Raw genomic sequence first — 17,549 nt, forward strand, 5'->3', positions numbered from 1 at the left:
GGGAAGCTCCGGATGGAGCGGCGCCGATCCCTCACTGTGCGCGCCGCCGGCCCTGCCCGTCAGGCGGGGTGACCGTCCGGCTCGCCCCGCTTCCGTGACTCCCCCGGCCTCCCCGGCTTCCCCGGCGACCGGGCGATCTCCTGCTGGGCCGCCTCGATGATCCCCAGCACGGCCGCCGCCGCCGCGTCCGGGTCCCGGGCCTCGACGGCCAGGACGACGGCGCGGTGACCCGGCAGTGACGCCTCCGCCGCGCCCGGGGTCTGCGTGCTGATGTCGAAGCTGTGCTGCAACGCGATCTCCACGGCGCGTCCCAGGGAGCCGAGCAGCCGGTTGCCGCCGGCGTCCAGCAGTGCCCGGTGGAACGCGATGTCGGCCTCGACGTAACCGCCGCGCGCTGGTGACGCCGCCGCGGCCTCCATCGCGGCCAGCGCGTCGTTGAGCGCGCGTACGTCGTCGGGGCCGGCCCGTTCGGCGGCGAGGCGTGCCGCCTCGGGCTCGACGATGCGCCTCAGTTCGCCCGTGTCCCGCAGCAGGGCCGCCGCGTCCCCGGCCTGCTTCCAGCGCAGGACGTCCGGGTCCAGGTGGTTCCAGTGGTCCGGGGCCAGTACGCGCGTGCCGGTGCGTGGCCGTACACGCAGCATGCCCTTGGCCACCAGCGACTTGACCGCCTCCCGCAGCACCCCGCGGCTGACGCCGGTCTCCGACGCGAGGACGTCCTCCACCGGCAGCGGGTTCCCCGGCCGCCACACGCCGGCCACGATGCGCCGGCCGAGTTCGTCGGCCACGCGCTGCTGCATGGTCGGGAAGTTCGTGTCGATCTCCGCCCACCCCCTGGACGCCATTCATCGAATCATTTAATGATTGAGGTCCAGGGTAGCGGGGTCCGCGCCTCGACCACGCCCCATCCGCGCAGCGGACGACGCCGGAGTCACGGGAGTGTGCACATGACCGACCGTCGGAACTCGAACCGCCGCAGTCAGGCCTGGTTCGGCGCACAGGGACGCAGCGGGATGCTGTACCGCTCGTGGATGCGCAACCAGGGCTTCGGGCACGAGGTGTTCGACGGACGGCCGGTCATCGGCATCGCGACCAGCGCGTCCGAACTGGCGCCGTGCAACGCGCACTTGACGCGTGTCGCGGAGGCCGTGAAGCGCGGGGTGTGGCAGGCGGGCGGCCTGCCGCTGCAGTTCCCGACCATGGCGACCGGCGAGACGCTGATGCGCCCGACGGCCATGCTCTACCGCAACCTGATGGCGATGGAGGTCGAGGAGCTGATCCGGGCCAACCCGCTCGACGGAGTGGTGCTGCTGTCCGGCTGCGACAAGACGACACCCGCCATGCTCATGGGCGCCGCGAGCGTCGACCTGCCCGCGGTGATGGTGACCGGCGGGCCGATGCTCAACGGCAAGTACCGCGGCCAGGACGTGGGTTCGGGGACGCATGTCTGGAAATTCGAGGAGGACCTGAAGACCGGGCGGATGACCGAGGAGGAGTGCTTCTTCGCCGAGGGGTGCATGGCGCGCTCCAACGGTCACTGCATGACGATGGGGACCGCCTCGACGATGGCGTGCGTGGCCGAGGCGCTCGGTATGCAGCTGCCGGGTTCGGCGGCCTGGCCGGCGGTCGACTCGCGGCGGATGGAGACGGGGCAGGCCGCGGGGCGGCGCATCGTCGACATGGTGGAGGAGGAGCTGCGCCCCTCGCGGATCCTCACGCGCGAGGCGTTCGAGAACGCGATCCGGGTCAACGCGGCCATCGGCGGCTCCACCAACGCCGTCATCCATCTCACCGCTCTCGCCGGACGCGTGGGCGTCGAGCTCGGCCTGGACGACTTCGACCGGCTGGTCCGTGAGGTGCCGACGCTGGTGAACCTCATGCCGAGTGGCAAGTACCTGATGGAGGACTTCTGTTACGCGGGCGGGCTGCCGGCCGTGATGGCCGAACTGCTCGGCGGCGATCTGCTGCACGGCGACCCCGTCACGGTCACCGGACGCACGGTCGCCGAGAACACCGCGCCGGCCGAACGCGTCGACTCCGACGTGATCACCCCGCTCGACGCCCCCTTCCAGCCGGCCGGTACGGGCATCGCCGTCCTGCGCGGCAACCTGTGCCCGGACGGTGCGGTCATCAAGCAGTCGGCGGCGTCGCCGCACCTGCTCACCCACCGTGGGCCGGCTCGCGTCTTCGACTCTCCCGAGGCGTACCACGCGGTCGCCGACGACCCCGGTCTGGACGTCGACGAGAACACCGTCATCGTCATCCGCAACGCCGGGCCCAAGGGCTACCCGGGCATGCCCGAGGTCTCCAACGTGCCATTGCCGGCGAAGCTGTTGAAGGCCGGGATCACCGACATGGTGCGGGTCTGCGACGGCCGGATGAGCGGCACGGGCTACGGGACGGTCGTGCTGCACGTGACTCCCGAGGCCGCCGTGGGAGGGCCGCTCGCCCTGGTGCGCGACGGTGACCCCGTCGTCCTCGACGTCCCAGGCCGCACCCTGCGCCTGGACGTCGACGACGCCGAACTCGCGCGGCGGAGGCAGGAGTGGACACCGCCCGCCGAGCGCTACGTGAGTGGCTACACCTGGCTCTACACCCAGCACGTCGAACAGGCCGACCGGGGCGCCGACTTCGGTTTCCTGCGCGGCGGGCGGGGCCACGAGGTCCCCCGGGACTCCCACTGAATACGGGCCCCTCTGTCTGTCCTGAGGAGAGAATCGACCGTGGAATCGGCAGCAGCGCACACCCGTCCGGTCCTCACCGCCGGCACCGTCCTGCCGGAGGACGCCGGCCGGGCCGCCCTCGTCGCGCGCGTCCACGACCCGGAGGCGGGCGGACCGTGTGTGGCCGCGGTGCGGGGCGAGCAGGTGGTCGACCTGACGGCCGTCGCGCCCACCGTCTCCGACCTGCTGGAACGGGACGACGCCGCGGAGGTGGTCCGCGAGGCGGAGGGCGGCCGCACCTGGCGCCTGGGCGACCTGCTGGGCGCCGCGCCCGGTCACGGGGACGTGCCCCATCTGCTCGCCCCCGTGGACCTCCAGGTCATCAAGGCCGCGGGTGTCACCTTCGCGCGGAGTCTGCTGGAACGCGTCATCGAGGAACGCACGGGCGGGGACCCGGCGCAGGCCGCGCGGGTGCGGGAGCGTGTGGTGCGGTTGGTGGGCGGCAGGCTCGACGGCATCCGGCCCGGCTCACCGGAGGCGGCCAAGGTCAAAGAGCTGTTGCTCGCCGAGGGCTTGTGGTCGCAGTACCTGGAGGTCGGCATCGGGCCGGACCCGGAGGTGTTCACCAAGGCGCCGGTGCTGTCGGCGGTCGGTACGGGCGCGGACATCGGCGTGCTCCGCGCCTCCGTGTGGAACAACCCCGAACCGGAGGCGGTCCTGGTGGTGGACTCCCGCGGCCGGGTACGCGGCGCGACGCTCGGCAACGACGTCAACCTCCGTGACGTGGAGGGCCGAAGCGCCCTGCTGCTGTCCCGCGCCAAGGACAACAACGCGTCCTGCGCGATCGGCCCGTTCGTCCGCCTGCTCGACGACGATTTCGGCATCGACGCGGTGCGCGACCTCGACATCGGTCTACGCGTCGAGGGCCGGGACGGCTACGTGCTGCGGGGCAGCAGCTCCCTGCGGGAGATCAGCCGCGACGTGCTGGAGCTGGTGTCCGCGACGTACGGCGCCCACCACCGGTACCCGGACGGCTTCGCCCTGTTCACGGGCACGCTGTTCGCGCCCACCGAGGACCGCAAGGCCCCGGGAGAGGGCTTCACCCACGAGTACGGCGACATGGTCCACATCTCCAGCCCTCGACTGGGCGCCCTGGTCAACACGGTGGTCCCGAGCGAAGAGGCACCGCCGTGGACTTCCGGGGTGAGGGAACTGATGCGGAGCCTGGCTCGGCGGGGTCTGCTGTAGCCGGCGGGAGATGTCAACGCTCCGTCGGCCCGGCACCGGTCGGTGCGGCCGCACTGGCGGCTCGTTCGAGCATCGCGAAGTGGATGCCACACGGGGTGCGCGGCCCCCTCGTGTGCCGCGCACCCCGCGGCTCATGTGGTGGCCGGCTTCTGCACGAACGTGGCGTGCAGGCGTCGCGTGTGGTCCACGTGGCACGCCGCGCCGGTCAGCACCACCTCGGTCGTCAGGCGCGGGTCGGCGCTGGAGGACGCCAGCCTCAGTGCCAGCACGCCCGGTTCCACCACGCGGCGGCCGTCGCGGCCCGTGAACGACGCGAGGTCGGCCGGGACCGTGACCGTCAGTCGTCGGGTCTCCCCCGCGTCCAGGGTGACCCGGGTGTAGCCGATGAGTCGCTGCACCGGCTGCACCACGGAGGCGACCGGGTCGTGCAGGTACAGCTGGACGACCTCCGTGCCGGCGCGGTCCCCCGTGTTGCGGACGGTGAAGGCGAGCGTGAACTCGCCGTCCGTCGGGGCTTCGTCCGCGTCCACGGTGAGGTCGCTCCAGTCGAAGTGCGTGTACGACAGACCGTGGCCGAAGGGGAACGCGGGGGTCGGGTCCACGCTGGACGCGTCGTTGGCGTGGGCGAGCGGCGCTCCGAGGTAGGTGCCCGGCTGGGAGCCCGGTGTGCGGGGCACGCCGACCGGGAGGCGTCCGGAGGGGTTGACCCTGCCGCTGAGCACCCCGGCGATCGCGTGCGTCCCCTCCTCGCCCGGGAAGAACGACTGCACGATCGCCGCCGACTCCGTCACCGCGCGCCCGAGCGCGTAGGGCCGTCCGGCCAGCAGCACGGTCACCACGGGCGTCCCGGCGTCGAGCAGCGCGTCGAGGAGGTGCTGCTGCGCGCCGGGCAGGTCCAGTGTCGCCGCGTCGCAGCCCTCGCCGCTGGTGCCACGTCCGAAGAGGCCGGCCCGGTCGCCCAGCGCCACGAGGGTGATGTCGGCCTCGCGGGCCACCCGTACCGCCTCGTCCAGGCCGGAGAGGTCCCCGTCGTCGACGCCGGTGCCGCGGACGTACGTGATCTCGGCGTCGGGGAACTCCGCGGTGAGGGTCTCGCGCAGGGTGGGCAGGCCGATGCCGTGGGGGGTGCCGGGGTGGCGGACGCCGATGTGCAAGGGGAAGGAGTAGCAGCCCAGGACGGCGGTGGGTTCGTCGGCGTTGGGGCCGACCAGGGCGATGCGGCGGGGCCGGTCGAGCGGCAGGGTGCCGTCGTTGGCGAGCAGTACGACCGCTTCCTCGGCGAGCGTGCGCGCCAGGGCGCGGTTCTCGGGGCTGTCCAGGTCGACTCGGCCGCGCAGGGCCTCCGGGTCGTCAGGGCCGGTTCCGTCGAGTGCCGCCGGTACGGGGTCCCAGTCCGGGTCGAGCAGGCCGAGCGCGACCTTCTGGCCGAGGACCCGGCGCAGGGCACGGTCGACCAGTTCCCCGGGGACGCGGCCATCGGCGACGGCCTCGGTGAGCGGGGCGCCGTACGTCTTGACGTTGGGCAGTTCGACGTCGATGCCGGCGTGGAGCGCGGTGCCGGCGGCGTCAGCCCAGTCGGCCGCGACACCGTGCAGGGTCTTCAGGAAGGCGATGGCGAAGTAGTCGGCGACGACGGTGCCGTCGAAGCCCCACGTGTCCCGGAGCAGTCCGGTGAGCAGGCTCGCGTCCGCCGCCGAGGGAACGCCGTCGGTGTCGGTGTAGGCGTTCATCACCGACCGGGCGCCGCCCTCGCGGATCGCCATCTCGAACGGCGGCAGCAGCACGTCGGCGCGCTCCCGCGGCCCCATGGACGCGGGCGCGAGATTGCGTCCGGCGCGGGAGGCGGAGTACCCGGCGAAGTGCTTGAGGGTGGCGACGATCCCGGCTGACTCCAGGCCCTGGACGTAGGCGGTGCCGATGGTGCCGACGAGGTACGGGTCCTCGCCGATGGTCTCCTCGACGCGGCCCCAGCGGGCGTCGCGCACCACGTCCAGCACGGGCGCGAGACCCTGGTGGACGCCGACGGACCGCATGTCACGGCCGATCGCGGCGGCCATGCGCCGCACCAGGTCGGGATCGAACGCGGCGCCCCAGGACAGCGGGACGGGGTAGGCGGTGGCGCCCCAGGCGGCGAAGCCGGCGAGGCACTCGTCGTGCGCGAGGGCGGGGATGCGGAAGCGGTTGGATGCGGCGATGCGCGCCTGGGTGCGCGCCAGGGACAGCGCGCCCAGCGCGGGGTCGACGGGGATGGTGCCGAAGGGGCGGGTCAGCTGCCCCAGTCCCGTGGGGAGGAGCGCTTCGAGGTCGACGGCCTCCTCCATGTCGTGCTGGTGCGGGGCGACTTCGCCGCCGTCGGCGGCGGCGCCCACCCACACCCCGAACAACTGGGCGATCTTCTCCTCGAGGGTCATGGCGGCGATCAGCGCGTCGACGCGTGCGTCGACGGGAGCGGTCGGGTCGTTCCAGAGAGAGAGGGCGGAGGGGTTCTCCGCGGCCACGTCGGCGTTCACTTTCCTCCTCCGCCCGCCGGGCCCCGTAGCAGGGGCGGGGCGGGCGTACCGGTGGTCGAGTGGGAGTCGGGGCGGGGCTTCGGCCCCGCCGCTGCCGGTGCCGGTGTCGGTCACGACAGGTCGGGTCGGGTCGGGTGAGGGGGCAGGTCAGCGGCCGAATCCCGCGGTCAGGCCGCTCAGCAGCTGGCGGCGGCCGAAGGCGTACAGCACCAGGACGGGCAGGGTGGTGAGGACGACCGCGGCCAGCACGGCCGGGACGTTGACCCCGTACTGGCCCTGGAAGGTCCACAGGGCGAGCGGCAGGGTCCTGCGGTCGGGGCTCTGGGTGAGGACCAGGGGCAGCAGGAAGCCGTTCCAGATGGTCAGGGCGTTGAAAATGGACACGGTGAGGATGGCGGGCCGGGTGAGCGGCGCCGCGAGCCGCCACAGAGTCGCCCATTCGGTGGCGCCGTCCACGCGCATCGAGTCGAAGAGTTCCTTCGGCACGTCGCGGATGAAGTTGGCGAGGACCAGCACGGACAGCGGGATGGCGAAGGCGATGGACGGGAGGATCAGCGCGGCCAGGCTGTCGTAGAGGTGCAGTTTGATGATGATGAGGTAGACCGGGATGACCGTCGCCTGCAGGGGGATGGCCAGTCCCATGAGGAACAGCCCGTTCACGGCGCGCAGCACGCGCATGCGCCAGCCGCGGACGATGGCGTAGGCCGCCATGAAGGAGACGAGGACCGCCGGTATCACCGCTCCGGCGGTGACGACGACGCTGTTCACGAAGTACTGCAGGAAGTCGGACTCGACGACCATCCGGTAGTTGTCGAGGGTCGGGTCGGCCGACGGCACCAGCGGGTTGCCGGCGTAGTAGCGGCTGCGGTCCTTGAGGCTGGTGATGAGGGTCCAGTAGAGGGGTACGGCGACGACGGCCAGCCAGAGCCAGCCGGCGAGTCCGCCGAGCCAGTTGCGCCGGCGTGACGCCGGGCGGGAGCCGTGCGGCCCTTCGGGGCGGGTGGCCCTCTGGGGTCGTCGGGTCTTGGTGAGCGTGGTGGTCACGTCAGGAGGCCCCCTCGAGTTGGCTCGCTGCGGCGTCCCGGCCTCCGAGGCGGCGCAGCAGCAGGGCGAGGGCCAGGCCGACGAGGACGAGGATGACCGCGATGGCGCTGGCGGGTCCCATGAGGCTGGCCTGGAATCCCCGTTTGTACATGTCCAGTGCGAGGACGCGGGTGGCGTCGCCGGGGCCGCCCTCGGTCAGGACGAAGATGAGGTCGAAGAAGGTCAGGGACCCGACGACCATCAGGGTGGACGAGGTGATGATGGTGTACTTCAGCTGGGGCAGCGTGATGCTGAAGAACTGCCTGATCCGTCCGGCCCCGTCCAACTGGGCGGCCTCGTAGAGGGACTTCGGGATCTGCTGGACGCCCCCCTGGTAGATCAGGGAGTGGAACGGGATGAACTGCCAGGAGACGACGAAGATGACGACGCCGAACGCGAGACCCGGCCGCCCCAGCCAGTCCTGGCTGAGCGTGTCGATCCCGAGTCCCGCGCCGAGTCCGAAGTTCGGGTCGAGCAGCGCCTCGTAGGCGATGGCGATGGCGGCGGAGCTGAGCATCAGCGGGATGAAGTAGACGACGCCCAGCACCGCGCGGTAGCGCTGGCGTCCGGCGAGGAACGTGCCGAGCAGGATGCTGAGCGGTGTCTGCACGACCCAGGACACGGCCATCACCAGGAACGTCACCCACAGGGCGTGCGGCAGCCCGGGATCGGTGAGCACCGCACGCCAACTGGTCAGTCCGGTCGGGCGGATGGAGCCGATGCCGTCCCAGGTGGTGAAGCTCAGCGCGAAGACGCCGACGAGCGGTACGACGGCGAATCCGGTGAAGAGCAGCAGTGCGGGCGTCGCCAGCCAGGGCAGGATGCTGCGCTGGGGGCGACGGCCGCTCTGCTTGGCGGTCAGCGTGCTCATACGGCGGTGACCGCGTTCAGGTTGGAGGCGAACTGCTGTGGCGATATGGACCGCTGGAAGAGCTTCACGATGTTGTCGAGCAGCGTCTCCGCGGCGGTGGGGCTGAGCGCCTGGTCCCAGGACTGCACGAAGACCTTGGCCTTGCTGGCGATGTCGTACGTGAACTGCAGGAACTCGGCGTTGTCGGAGGCGGCCAGCAGCTTCTCCGTGCCCAGCCGGATCGGCACCGACCCGTTGCCGATCCACTGCTTCGCCTCCTCCTCCTGGAGGATGCCGGTGGCGAAGAAGTCCTTGGCGATCTTCTTCTGCTCGGCGCTCGCCTTGGCGGAGATGGACAGGTACTGGGCGGGGTTGCCGACGGTGTTGCTCAGGTCGCCCTTGCCTCCCTCGAAGGCGGGGAAGTTCATGAAGCCGAGCGAGTCGCTGGACACGAAGTCGCCGCCGTCGGCCTGCTGGATGCCGTACGACCAGGCGCCGTGCAGCATCATGGCCGCGCGGTCGGTGTACAGCAGGGCCTGGTCGGCGTTGGAGTCCGCGGTGATGGAGGAGAAGCCCTTCACGAACCCGTCGGCCTCCACCAGGTCCTGGAGGGCGGTGAGCGCCTTGATGGCGTCGGGGTGCGACCAGGCGTTCTTCTCGCCCTCGATGGCGGCCTGGAACACCTCGGGCCCGCCGATGCGGTCGAACAGGAACTCCAGCCACATCATGTTGGTCCATCGCGACTGCCCGCCGAGCGCGAACGGGGCGATGCCCTTCGCGTTGAACTTCGGCACCAGGGCCATGATGTCGTCCCAGGTCTCGGGCGGATCCACCTTGACCCGGTCGAACACCCGCTTGTTGTAGTAGAGGATGATCGGCTGCACGGTCTCGCACGGCATCGCGTAGATCTTGCCGTCGACGGTCGCCGCGCCGAACGAGGAGGGGAACAGGCCCTTCTTGACATCGGGGTTCTCGTCGAACCACGGGGTGAGGTCCTCGACCTGCCCGGCCTCGGCGTAGGCGCGCAGGGTCCCGCCGCCCCAGCCCCAGATGATGGTGGGCGCCTGTCCGGCGCCGATGGCTGTCTTGATCTTCGTCTTGTAGGCGTCGTTCTGGTAGGTCGTGTCCTCGATCTGCGTGTCCGGGTTGGCCTTGTTGAAGGCGTCGACGGCGCCGGCCCTGACGCCTTCCTGCGGCTGTCCGTTCAGGTACCAGTAGGTGGCGGCACCGCCCTTGCCGGGGCCCGAGGAGCCGCTGCAGGCGGCGAGAGCCGCAGAAACGGGCACGGCGGCCGCGAGGCCGAGAAGGGTACGTCGGGAGAGCGCCATGATTTTCTCCGCACTCGAGAGCCGTCGGGCTTCTCGTGGATAGTGGAAAGGTTTTCGAAAATCACTCCGTGTAGCTCTGTTCGAGCAAGCTAGGTTTCGCGCTGATGCGGTGTCAAGACGCGCGTACGGGTGTTGTGATGCGGGCACATTCCTTGCAGCGCAAGGGGCTTGATCGACCCGACCACCATCGGATCAAGATCCGAAACTGTTTCGAAACAACCCTGCGAAAGGCGTTGATGACGCGACGGCTGCGGGCTGTCACACTGTCGGTGCGTTCCGTGCCGGGCCGTCGGGTCCGGCACCGTCCTGCCCGCCGGACGATCCCGGCGGCGGGCGGCGTTCACCGGTACGGTTGGGCGGATCAGTCCGCGTGACCGGCCGGACCGGCGGGTCACCGTCCCGGCGGCCCTACAGCTGAGAGGAACCGATGCGACCGAACGCCCGGCGCACCACCTTGGCGGACATCGCCCAAGCGGCTGGGGTCTCCGTCGCCACCGTGTCCAAGGTGGTCAACGGCCGTGGCGACGTGGCGCCGCACACCCGCGTCCGGGTGCAGGAACTGCTGCACCGGCACGACTACTTGGCACCGGTGTTCCGGCACACCGAGGCCGTCGAGAACCCGACGATCGAGGTGCAGTTCAAGGGCAGCCTCAAGTCGTACGTCGCGGAGACCCTGGAGGGCATCGTCGACGCGGCCGCGGAGTCCGGGGCCTCGGTGGTGGTCAGCAAGGCGTCCAGCGCCCCTCACTGGGCGCGGGACCTGGTGTCGGCGGGCCGCCGCGCCGTCATCGCTGTCACCAGCGTCTACACCGCCGCCCACCTGAACGAACTCGCTAGGTCAGGACTGCCGTTGGTGGTGCTGGACCCTCTGCACCTGCCGGACAGCCGGGTGCACAGCGTGGGCGCGACCAACTTCGCCGGAGGCCTGTCCGCGACCCGGCACCTGCTGTCCCAGGGCCACCGCCGCATCGCCTACCTGGGCGGACCCGCCATGGCCGTCTGCAACCAGGCCCGCATGCACGGCTACCGGGCCGCCATGGAGGCCGAGGGCGCGCCCGTGCCGGAGGCGTACGTCCGGCCCGGTGAGTTCATGTACGAGACGGGTCTGGCCGGCGCCGCCGAACTGCTGGACCTGGACGAACCGCCCACGGCCGTCTTCGCGGGCAACGACGAGATCGCCCTCGGTGTCGTCGAGACTGCCCGCGCCCGGGGCCTGCGTGTCCCTGAGGACCTGAGCGTGGTCGGCTTCGACGACACTAGCCTCGCCCAGATGGCCTCGCCGCCCCTCACCACCGTGCGCCAGCCACTGCGGGAGATGGGGGCTGCCGCGCTGCGGACCGCCCTGCGGCTGGCGAACGGGGAGAAGGCGGAGTCGCATCACATCGAGCTGGCCACGGAACTCGTGGTGCGGGCGTCCACGGCGCCGCCTCCCGAGGACGGCTGACCCCATCCGGACACGTCGGACGGGGCCGGGGCCCGCTGCAGGCGTAGTCCGAAGCAGGCGCCGGGGGTGCGCGGGACGATCCCGTCCTCTCGGCGGGCATGCCGCGCTTCGACCGGCTCGTCGTCGTCCACGGCCGGGCGGACGGACGCCTGTCGGGCGGCCCGCGGGAGCGGGCCAGGATCGGCACTCTGCGACGGCACTTCCGTGCCCGGGCCACGACGCACGTGAACGGTGCGCGCATCGCTCTCCCCGCGCGTGACCGCTGAACGCCGGTGCCGTGGGCCGTCGTGAGGTCCGGCAGGCCGTGGGTGTACTCCCGCAGAGGCCGGTGTTTGACTGACCCTCATGTCATCGACTCTCGGTGTGTCCCGTCCCGATCAGGCCTCCTACATGCTGCGGGCCGCCGCCAGTGACGTGGGCCGCCTGTACAAGCGGCAGTTGCTGGATCTGCTGGACGTCCGGGAGGGGCACACCGCCCTGGATGCGGGGTGCGGGCCGGGCGCCGATCTGCCGGCGCTGGCGGAGCGCGTCGGCGGGACCGGCACGGTGATCGGTGTCGACCGTGACCCGGCCATGCTGGGGCGGGCACGTGAGCGGACCCGGCATTCGCCCCGGGTGGAGATCCGTGAGGGGGACGTGCACGATCTGCCCGTCGGGCCCGGCACGGTGGACCGCGCCAAGACCGACCGGGTGCTCATGCACGTCGAGGATCCGGCGACGGCTCTGGCTCAGCTGCACCGTGTGACACGGCCGGGCGGGCGCGTCGGGCTGGCCGAGCCGGACTGGGACACGCTGATCGTCGACGCCGAGGACCTGGAGACGAGCCGCGCCTTCACCCGGTACACCACGACGGAGGCCGTCCGCCACGCGACCGTCGGGCGCAGTCTGCCGCGGCTGGCCGAGCGGGCGGGCTTCGGCGTGGAGGCCGTTCTCGCCACGACGCCGGTGTTCCGTGACGTCGAGGAGGCCGACCACACACTGGGCCTCGGCCGCAACATGGAGGCGGCCGTCGCCGCCGGGTACGTCGACCGGGAACGTGGGCGCCGGTGGTTCGCGGGCCTGTCGCAGGGGGCCTTCTTCGCGTCGTTCACGCTCGTCACGGTGATCTGTTCGCGCTGACGCGCAGGCCGCGGACCGTCACGTCCGGCGGTCGGGCGTGACGGTCCGCGAGGCGGAGGGCTTCAGGGCCGGTAGACCTCACCCGGCTGCGGTTTCGCCGGGGCCATGAGCTGGGAGACGGTGACGAACGTGTACTCCTGGTCGCGGAGTTCTCGGATGATGTCCGGCACGGCGGGGATGGTGCCCGCGTAGCGTTCGTGCAGCAGGATGATGCCGTCGCGCTTCGCTCCGTCGAGCACGCGCTTCTCGATGAGCGCGGTGTCGGTGGTCGCGTAGTCCTTCGCCGTGACGCTCCAGAGGATCTGGGCGAGGCCCAGATCCTTCATCGTCTTCTTGAGGTCGTCGTCGGTCGCACCGCCCGGCGGGCGCATGAGCTTCGGTGCGTGACCGGTGAGTCGCGCGATGTCCCGCTGCACCGGAAGCAGTTCGGCGCGTACCTCGTCGTCCGTGAGTTCCTTGAGGTTCTTGTGGGTCAGGGTGTGGTTGGCGATCTCATGTCCCTCGCGGGCCATGCGGCGCACCGTGTCCGGGAAGGTGTCGACGTGTCCTTGGCCCTGGAGGAAGAAGGTCGCGTGCACGTTCTCGCGCTTGAGGATGTCCAGGAGTTCTGGGGTGGGCTTGCTGGGTCCGCCGTCGAAGGTCAGCGCGACGCACTTTGCGACTCGGCAGTCGACGGAGCCGGTGACCTCGGCGTCCTCGGGTGCCTGGGCGCGTGCGTCGGCCGGGGAGATCACGTTGTTCAGGGTGGAGCAGCCGGTCAGGGAGACGGCGGCGACGGCGAGCGCAGCCGCTGCCAGGGCGGCGCGGAGGGCGGTGGTCTTCACGGTGCGCCCGTCACCGGCCCTGTCCGGGGGTGGCGCCGACGTCGCGGGCGGAGCGGACGGCGAGGGTGACGAGGGCGCCGCCGAGGACGAGGAGAGCGAGGTGGCCCCACGCGGTTCCGTAAGGGAGCCGGGCGAAGAGCCAACCGTGGACGTGGGCCCAGACACGGGTGGCGAGCAGCCAGGCACCGGTGAGGACGAGGAGACCGCCGAGCAGGGCGGATATGGTCGTCGCGGGGCGCAGACGTGAAAGCATGCGGGTTTTTTCCTCCTGTCGTGGCGAAGTGTTTTCGCCGCGAATACGTGACGACCACGCTAGGAATTCGACCCGAATGCAGGCTTCGGCAATTGGTCGGCGATCACCGCTGACGAAAGTATGAGTCGCGTAAGAAAGTCCCAGTTCGACTCATACCAAAGTCGGAATGTGGCGGCGCAGCCCCCCTCCCCCGCCGCCGCCGGGGTCTGACCTGCGTGCCGGTGCCGTACGCTGGGCCGGGTGGACTGGAGGAACATGAGCAGGAACGGCCGTGTCGTCGATGCACTGACGGTGCTCGGCGCCGCGGCTCTTTCGGTGACCGTTTCCTATGCGCAGGCGGCAAATCTGTCGGTGTTTCCGCGTTTCCCGTCGGGCACTGCGTATCTCGGGGAAATAGGTCGCCTCTTTTCGCTGCTCACGAGCGCGTATTCCGGCACGGCGGCGGCTCTGCTGGTGCCGGTGGCGGGCAGTGCGCTGCTGTGGTGGCGGCGCCGCCGGCCGGTCGCGGTCGCGGTGGTGCTGGTGCTGCTGTCGGCGGTGTGGCCGCTGATCCCGGCCGCGCTGGTCGCCCTGGCGACCGTGGCCGCGATGCGGCCGCCCCGGGCGGCCGGCGCGGTGACCGCGCTCGCCCTGGTGCCGTCCGCCCTGTACCTCGTCGTGTACGGTCCCGGCCCTCGCACCCTGTCGACGGCGCTGACCGGGGCCGTGCTGGTGGGCGGGGCCGTCGGCTGGGGGCTGTTCGTACGAGGACTGCGCGAGCGCACCGAACAGGCCCGGCGGGAGGCCGCCCTGCGGGCCGAGCATGCGCGGCGGCGTGAACGTGAGGCGATCGCCCATGAGATGCACGACACCCTCGCCCACCATCTGTCCCTGCTGAGCGTGCACGCGGGTGCGTTGCAGGTGAATCCCGGGGCACCGCCGACGCAGGTGCGGCAGGCCGCGGAGGTGATCCGGGACAGCGCGCATCAGGCGCTCGAGGAACTCCAGCAACTGCTGGGTGTCCTGCGCACTCCGACGGCCGGGGGTGCCGTCTCCCGTTCGTCGTCGCCACCGCAGCCGGTCCTCGGTGACGTGACGCGGCTCGTGGAGGAGGCGCGGAGCGCCGGGACCGACGTCGATTTCGTCCTCGACTGCTCGCCCGCCGCCGCGGACGGCGCGCCGACGGCGACCGGACGTACGGCCTACCGCATCGTGCAGGAGGCCCTGACCAACGCCCGGAAGCATGCGCCGGGGCGGCCGGTGCGTCTCGTCCTGCGGGGCACGCCGGGTGCGGACCTGACCATCGAGGTGACCAATCCCGTGACTCCCGGATCCACGTCACGCGTTCCCGGCAGCGGGCTCGGCCTGATCGGCCTGACGGAACGCGCCGCCCTGGCCGGCGGTGAACTCCGCCACGGCGTCGACGACGACGGCGCGACGCATTCCGTGCGGGCCCGGCTCCCCTGGCCGGCCGCATGATCCGGGTCCTGCTGGTCGACGACGACGCTCTGGTACGGGCCGGGCTGCGGATGATGCTGGCGTCCGCCTCCGACATGGAGGTGGTGGGTGAGGCGTCGGACGGCGGTGAGGTGGTGGACCTGGTCGAGCGGTGCGACCCCGACGTGGTCCTGATGGACATCCGCATGCCGTCGGTGGACGGGCTGGAGGCCACGCGTCTGCTGCGGGCCAGGCCGCAGGGGCGGCCCGAGATCCTGATGCTGACGACGTTCACCACGGACAACTACGTGCTGCGTGCCCTCCAGGCGGGCGCGGCCGGCTTCCTGCTGAAGCACACCCGGCCGCAGCTGATCATCGACGCGGTGCGCCGGGGCGCGGCCGGGGAGCCCGTCATGTCCCCGGAGGCCCTGCGGCAGCTCATCGAGGCGGTCACGCCACGGCCCGCCGCGCAGGAGTCGCCCGCCCCGCCGCCGGCGCCCGCGTCGGACGACGCCCGCCGCCGACTGGCGCTGCTCGGCGCGCGGGAACGCGAGGTCGCTCTCGCGGTGGCGGAGGGCAGGACGAACGCGCAGATCGCGGCCGACCTCTACATGAGCGTCCCCACGGTCAAGTCCCACGTCTCCCACATCCTGACCAAGCTGGAGTTGAACAACCGCGTCCAGATCGCGTTGCTGGTGTATCGGGCGGGCCCGTTCTGAGCCGGGTCGGGCGACGAGCAGCCTAAGACCGAGGTCGGCGTCGGCGGAGTCGCGGGTGACGACGCCGCTGTCGCGTGCGGCCCAGCGGCCGGAGCCGAACTCGTCCCGAGGTGACGCACGGCGTGCCGCCCGGCGTCCGGGCCGACTCTCGTCCACACCGGCGTCGCACGGCGTACGGACTCACGCAGATACGCCTGCGGTCTGCACCGGTACGCCTCGAAGAGCCCGCCGGCGCAGTGCCGGGGGACGGGCGCCGCCTCGGCACGGGCGTCGATCGCACCGGCCGTCCCGGCGAGCGACGGGAAGCCGTGCGATACGTCGGCGAACTGGGTGTCACCGTCAGCCCTCTCACCCGAGCCCGCCCTCCTCCACACCCCTGACTGTGCGGCCGCACGCCACGTGAGGGTCGAGCACGCCGTCATGCCGCCGCAGCGACACCGACACCGATGCCGATGCCGATGAACAGCCACCCTGTCGTCACCTCCCAGCGGCGACGGAACAGCGGGCGCGCCAACAGCGCGCGCAGCCGGGCCCGCGAGGGGGACCAGCGCGAACAAGTACGCGACGCCGACGAGGACGCCCAGGATGCCGAGAAGGAAGATCTGCCGTGTCGGGGAACACGCCCGCCACCGGCGCCGGTATCGTCCTGGCCGGCCTCGCCGGGTTCCCGTGCGGGCTCAGCCCAGCCCTCGGTGGCCGGCCCACAACTCCCCGGCACGCGTGGCCGCTTCGGCGACAAGAGCCCCGAGGGCCGGATCGTCCGGGACCGGGAACGAGACGTACGCGCCCCGGCCGCCGCCGACCGGGCGGCCGTAAGCCTTCACGGCGAGGTGGCCGTCCGGGAGGAGACGGACGTTGAGGGTGGTCAGCTGGAACTCCTGGCCGCGGCGCGTGTCCGTCCAGCGGAGCGCCTCCGGGATCGTGACGTTGACGGCCGCAGCACTCACTTCGAGATCGCCACTCATGCAGCGGATGCTCTCACGCGCGCGGCGCGGGCCTCCCCCGCGGCCGCAACGGCACGTTGGGCAGTTCCGGTGCCGGCAGCCGGTCCCCGTCGTAACCTCGCACCTCGCCGAAACGGTCCCCCGCCCCCGACTCCAGCTCCGCCATCCACTCGCCCCGCGCCCGGACGATGTCCTCGTGCGTGCGGCCGATGAAGTTCCACCACATGATGATCTCCTCGCCGAAGGGCGGGCCGCCGAGGAGGATCAGGCGGGCCGGGACCGTGCCCCGGTTGGTGAGGGTGAGGCAGGTGCGGCCCGGGGCCGTGTAGGCGAGGGCGGCCCGTTCCACCGGGGTGTCCTCGACGAGGACGTCCCCCGTGTCGACGAGCACCCCGTGTTCGAAGGCCGGGTCGACGTCCAGCACCAACCGGGCGCCCGGGGACACCGTGAGTTCCGCGCCCAGCAGCGGCGTGAACGTGCGGACCGGTGAGGTGGCGCCGGCGAGTGTGCCGAGGAAGACCCGGACCTCGCCGCCGTTCAGGGTGACGGGGTGCGGGACGTAGTGCTGGAAGTCCTTCTCCGTGCCCCGGTGCGCGTCCGGCAGCGCCACCCACAGCTGCACGCCGTGCAGGGTCGTCGTGTCCGGCGTCGAGACCTCCGAGTGGGCGATGCCATGACCGCCGGTCATCAGGTTGAGTTCGCCGGGCCGGACGTAGGCGTGGCTGCCGAGGCTGTCGCGGTGCTCGATCTCCCCGCTGAACAGCCAGCTCACCGTCTGCAGCCCCGTGTGCGGATGCGGGGGTACGTTCATGCCGCCGGTGCCGGCGACGTCGTCGGGGCCGTAGTGGTCGGCGAAGCACCAGGCGCCGATCAGCGACCGGGCCCGCTGCGGCAGGGTGCGCCGCACCCGCATCGCGCGCGGTCCGCCGAGCGGCACGTCACGGGCTGTGAGGATCTCGACCTCGGCCGGGCGGTCCGCCTCGGTCTCGCCGCCGCACCTCATCTCCGCCGGTCGCGTCTCCGTGTTGCTCATGCCGGGTGCCTCCCACCGAGGACGTTCGACCTTCAAGGAAGTTGGATATTCAACATTCTCGCACGCACGACTATAGAGCGCCGGACCCGGCCACGCGCGCCGGAGCGTCAGAGGGCCG

At 71.6% G+C, this 17,549-nt stretch carries 15 protein-coding genes; 6 read left to right on the plus strand and 9 right to left on the minus strand.

Annotated elements, in window-relative coordinates; all coding sequences use genetic code 11:
* Nucleotides 1–59: 59 nt before the first annotated feature.
* Nucleotides 60–842 carry an FCD domain-containing protein gene (locus tag ACF1AG_RS15340; protein WP_359606300.1) on the minus strand — a complete coding sequence of 261 codons (783 nt, stop codon included), beginning with the start codon at nt 840–842 and terminating at the stop codon, nt 60–62.
* Between the two features lie 102 nt (nt 843–944).
* On the opposite strand from ACF1AG_RS15340, the gene ACF1AG_RS15345 reads away from it, so the two are divergent.
* Nucleotides 945–2,681, plus strand: coding sequence for an IlvD/Edd family dehydratase (locus ACF1AG_RS15345; RefSeq protein WP_359606302.1), 1,737 nt, complete (start codon nt 945–947; stop codon nt 2,679–2,681).
* A gap of 39 nt (nt 2,682–2,720) precedes the next feature.
* Nucleotides 2,721–3,908, plus strand: coding sequence for a fumarylacetoacetate hydrolase family protein (locus ACF1AG_RS15350; RefSeq protein WP_359606304.1), 1,188 nt, complete (start codon nt 2,721–2,723; stop codon nt 3,906–3,908).
* Nucleotides 3,909–4,039: 131 nt separating this feature from the next.
* Here ACF1AG_RS15350 and ACF1AG_RS15355 read toward each other — a convergent pair whose 3' ends face one another.
* The 4 genes from ACF1AG_RS15355 to ACF1AG_RS15370 all read right to left on the minus strand — a co-directional run bounded on the left by ACF1AG_RS15355 (nt 4,040) and on the right by ACF1AG_RS15370 (nt 9,679).
* Complete coding sequence (locus ACF1AG_RS15355) at nt 4,040–6,418, minus strand: glycoside hydrolase family 3 N-terminal domain-containing protein (RefSeq protein ID WP_391809854.1); 2,379 nt, start codon at nt 6,416–6,418, stop codon at nt 4,040–4,042.
* Nucleotides 6,419–6,565: 147 nt separating this feature from the next.
* Nucleotides 6,566–7,462, minus strand: a complete 897-nt coding sequence (locus ACF1AG_RS15360) for a carbohydrate ABC transporter permease (RefSeq protein WP_359606308.1) — start codon at nt 7,460–7,462, stop codon at nt 6,566–6,568.
* 1 nt (nt 7,463) lies between these two features.
* Nucleotides 7,464–8,372 (minus strand): sugar ABC transporter permease, encoded by a 909-nt coding sequence (locus tag ACF1AG_RS15365; RefSeq protein ID WP_359606310.1) that lies wholly within the window; start codon nt 8,370–8,372, stop codon nt 7,464–7,466.
* Entirely contained in the window at nt 8,369–9,679 is a 1,311-nt protein-coding gene (locus ACF1AG_RS15370) for an extracellular solute-binding protein (RefSeq protein WP_359606312.1), read from the minus strand. Before ACF1AG_RS15370 ends, ACF1AG_RS15365 begins: the two co-directional genes overlap by 4 nt.
* A 427-nt stretch (nt 9,680–10,106) precedes the next feature.
* On the opposite strand from ACF1AG_RS15370, the gene ACF1AG_RS15375 reads away from it, so the two are divergent.
* Nucleotides 10,107–11,123 (plus strand): LacI family DNA-binding transcriptional regulator, encoded by a 1,017-nt coding sequence (locus ACF1AG_RS15375; RefSeq protein ID WP_359606314.1) that lies wholly within the window; start codon nt 10,107–10,109, stop codon nt 11,121–11,123.
* 345 nt (nt 11,124–11,468) lie between these two features.
* Nucleotides 11,469–12,242, plus strand: coding sequence for a methyltransferase domain-containing protein (locus ACF1AG_RS15380; protein ID WP_359606316.1), 774 nt, complete (start codon nt 11,469–11,471; stop codon nt 12,240–12,242).
* Nucleotides 12,243–12,304: 62 nt separating this feature from the next.
* On the opposite strand, the gene ACF1AG_RS15385 is transcribed toward ACF1AG_RS15380, so the two are convergent.
* Entirely contained in the window at nt 12,305–13,066 is a 762-nt protein-coding gene (locus ACF1AG_RS15385) for a polysaccharide deacetylase family protein (RefSeq protein WP_359607339.1), read from the minus strand.
* A gap of 10 nt (nt 13,067–13,076) precedes the next feature.
* On the minus strand, nt 13,077–13,319 hold the full coding sequence (locus ACF1AG_RS15390) for a hypothetical protein (RefSeq protein ID WP_359607337.1): 243 nt from the start codon (nt 13,317–13,319) through the stop codon (nt 13,077–13,079).
* Between the two features lie 459 nt (nt 13,320–13,778).
* Here ACF1AG_RS15390 and ACF1AG_RS15395 point away from each other — a divergent pair, with 459 nt between their 5' ends.
* Both ACF1AG_RS15395 and ACF1AG_RS15400 read left to right on the plus strand, forming a co-directional pair.
* On the plus strand, nt 13,779–14,777 hold the full coding sequence (locus tag ACF1AG_RS15395) for a histidine kinase (protein WP_359607335.1): 999 nt from the start codon (nt 13,779–13,781) through the stop codon (nt 14,775–14,777).
* The gene (locus tag ACF1AG_RS15400; protein WP_359607333.1) at nt 14,774–15,454 is read left to right on the plus strand and encodes a response regulator transcription factor; all 681 of its coding nucleotides are present in this window, start codon (nt 14,774–14,776) and stop codon (nt 15,452–15,454) included. The genes ACF1AG_RS15395 and ACF1AG_RS15400 overlap by 4 nt, the downstream gene beginning before the upstream one ends.
* Nucleotides 15,455–16,131: 677 nt before the next feature.
* Here the strand turns inward: ACF1AG_RS15400 and ACF1AG_RS15405 are convergent.
* Nucleotides 16,132–16,419: a hypothetical protein gene (locus tag ACF1AG_RS15405; RefSeq protein WP_359607331.1), complete on the minus strand. Its 288-nt coding sequence runs from the start codon at nt 16,417–16,419 to the stop codon at nt 16,132–16,134.
* Between the two features lie 13 nt (nt 16,420–16,432).
* The gene (locus ACF1AG_RS15410; RefSeq protein ID WP_359607329.1) at nt 16,433–17,431 is read right to left on the minus strand and encodes a pirin family protein; all 999 of its coding nucleotides are present in this window, start codon (nt 17,429–17,431) and stop codon (nt 16,433–16,435) included.
* Between the last annotated feature and the right edge of the window lie 118 nt (nt 17,432–17,549).

Source organism: Streptomyces sp. NPDC014764, from assembly GCF_043082785.1.
In the GTDB taxonomy this organism is placed as follows: domain Bacteria; phylum Actinomycetota; class Actinomycetes; order Streptomycetales; family Streptomycetaceae; genus Streptomyces; species Streptomyces althioticus.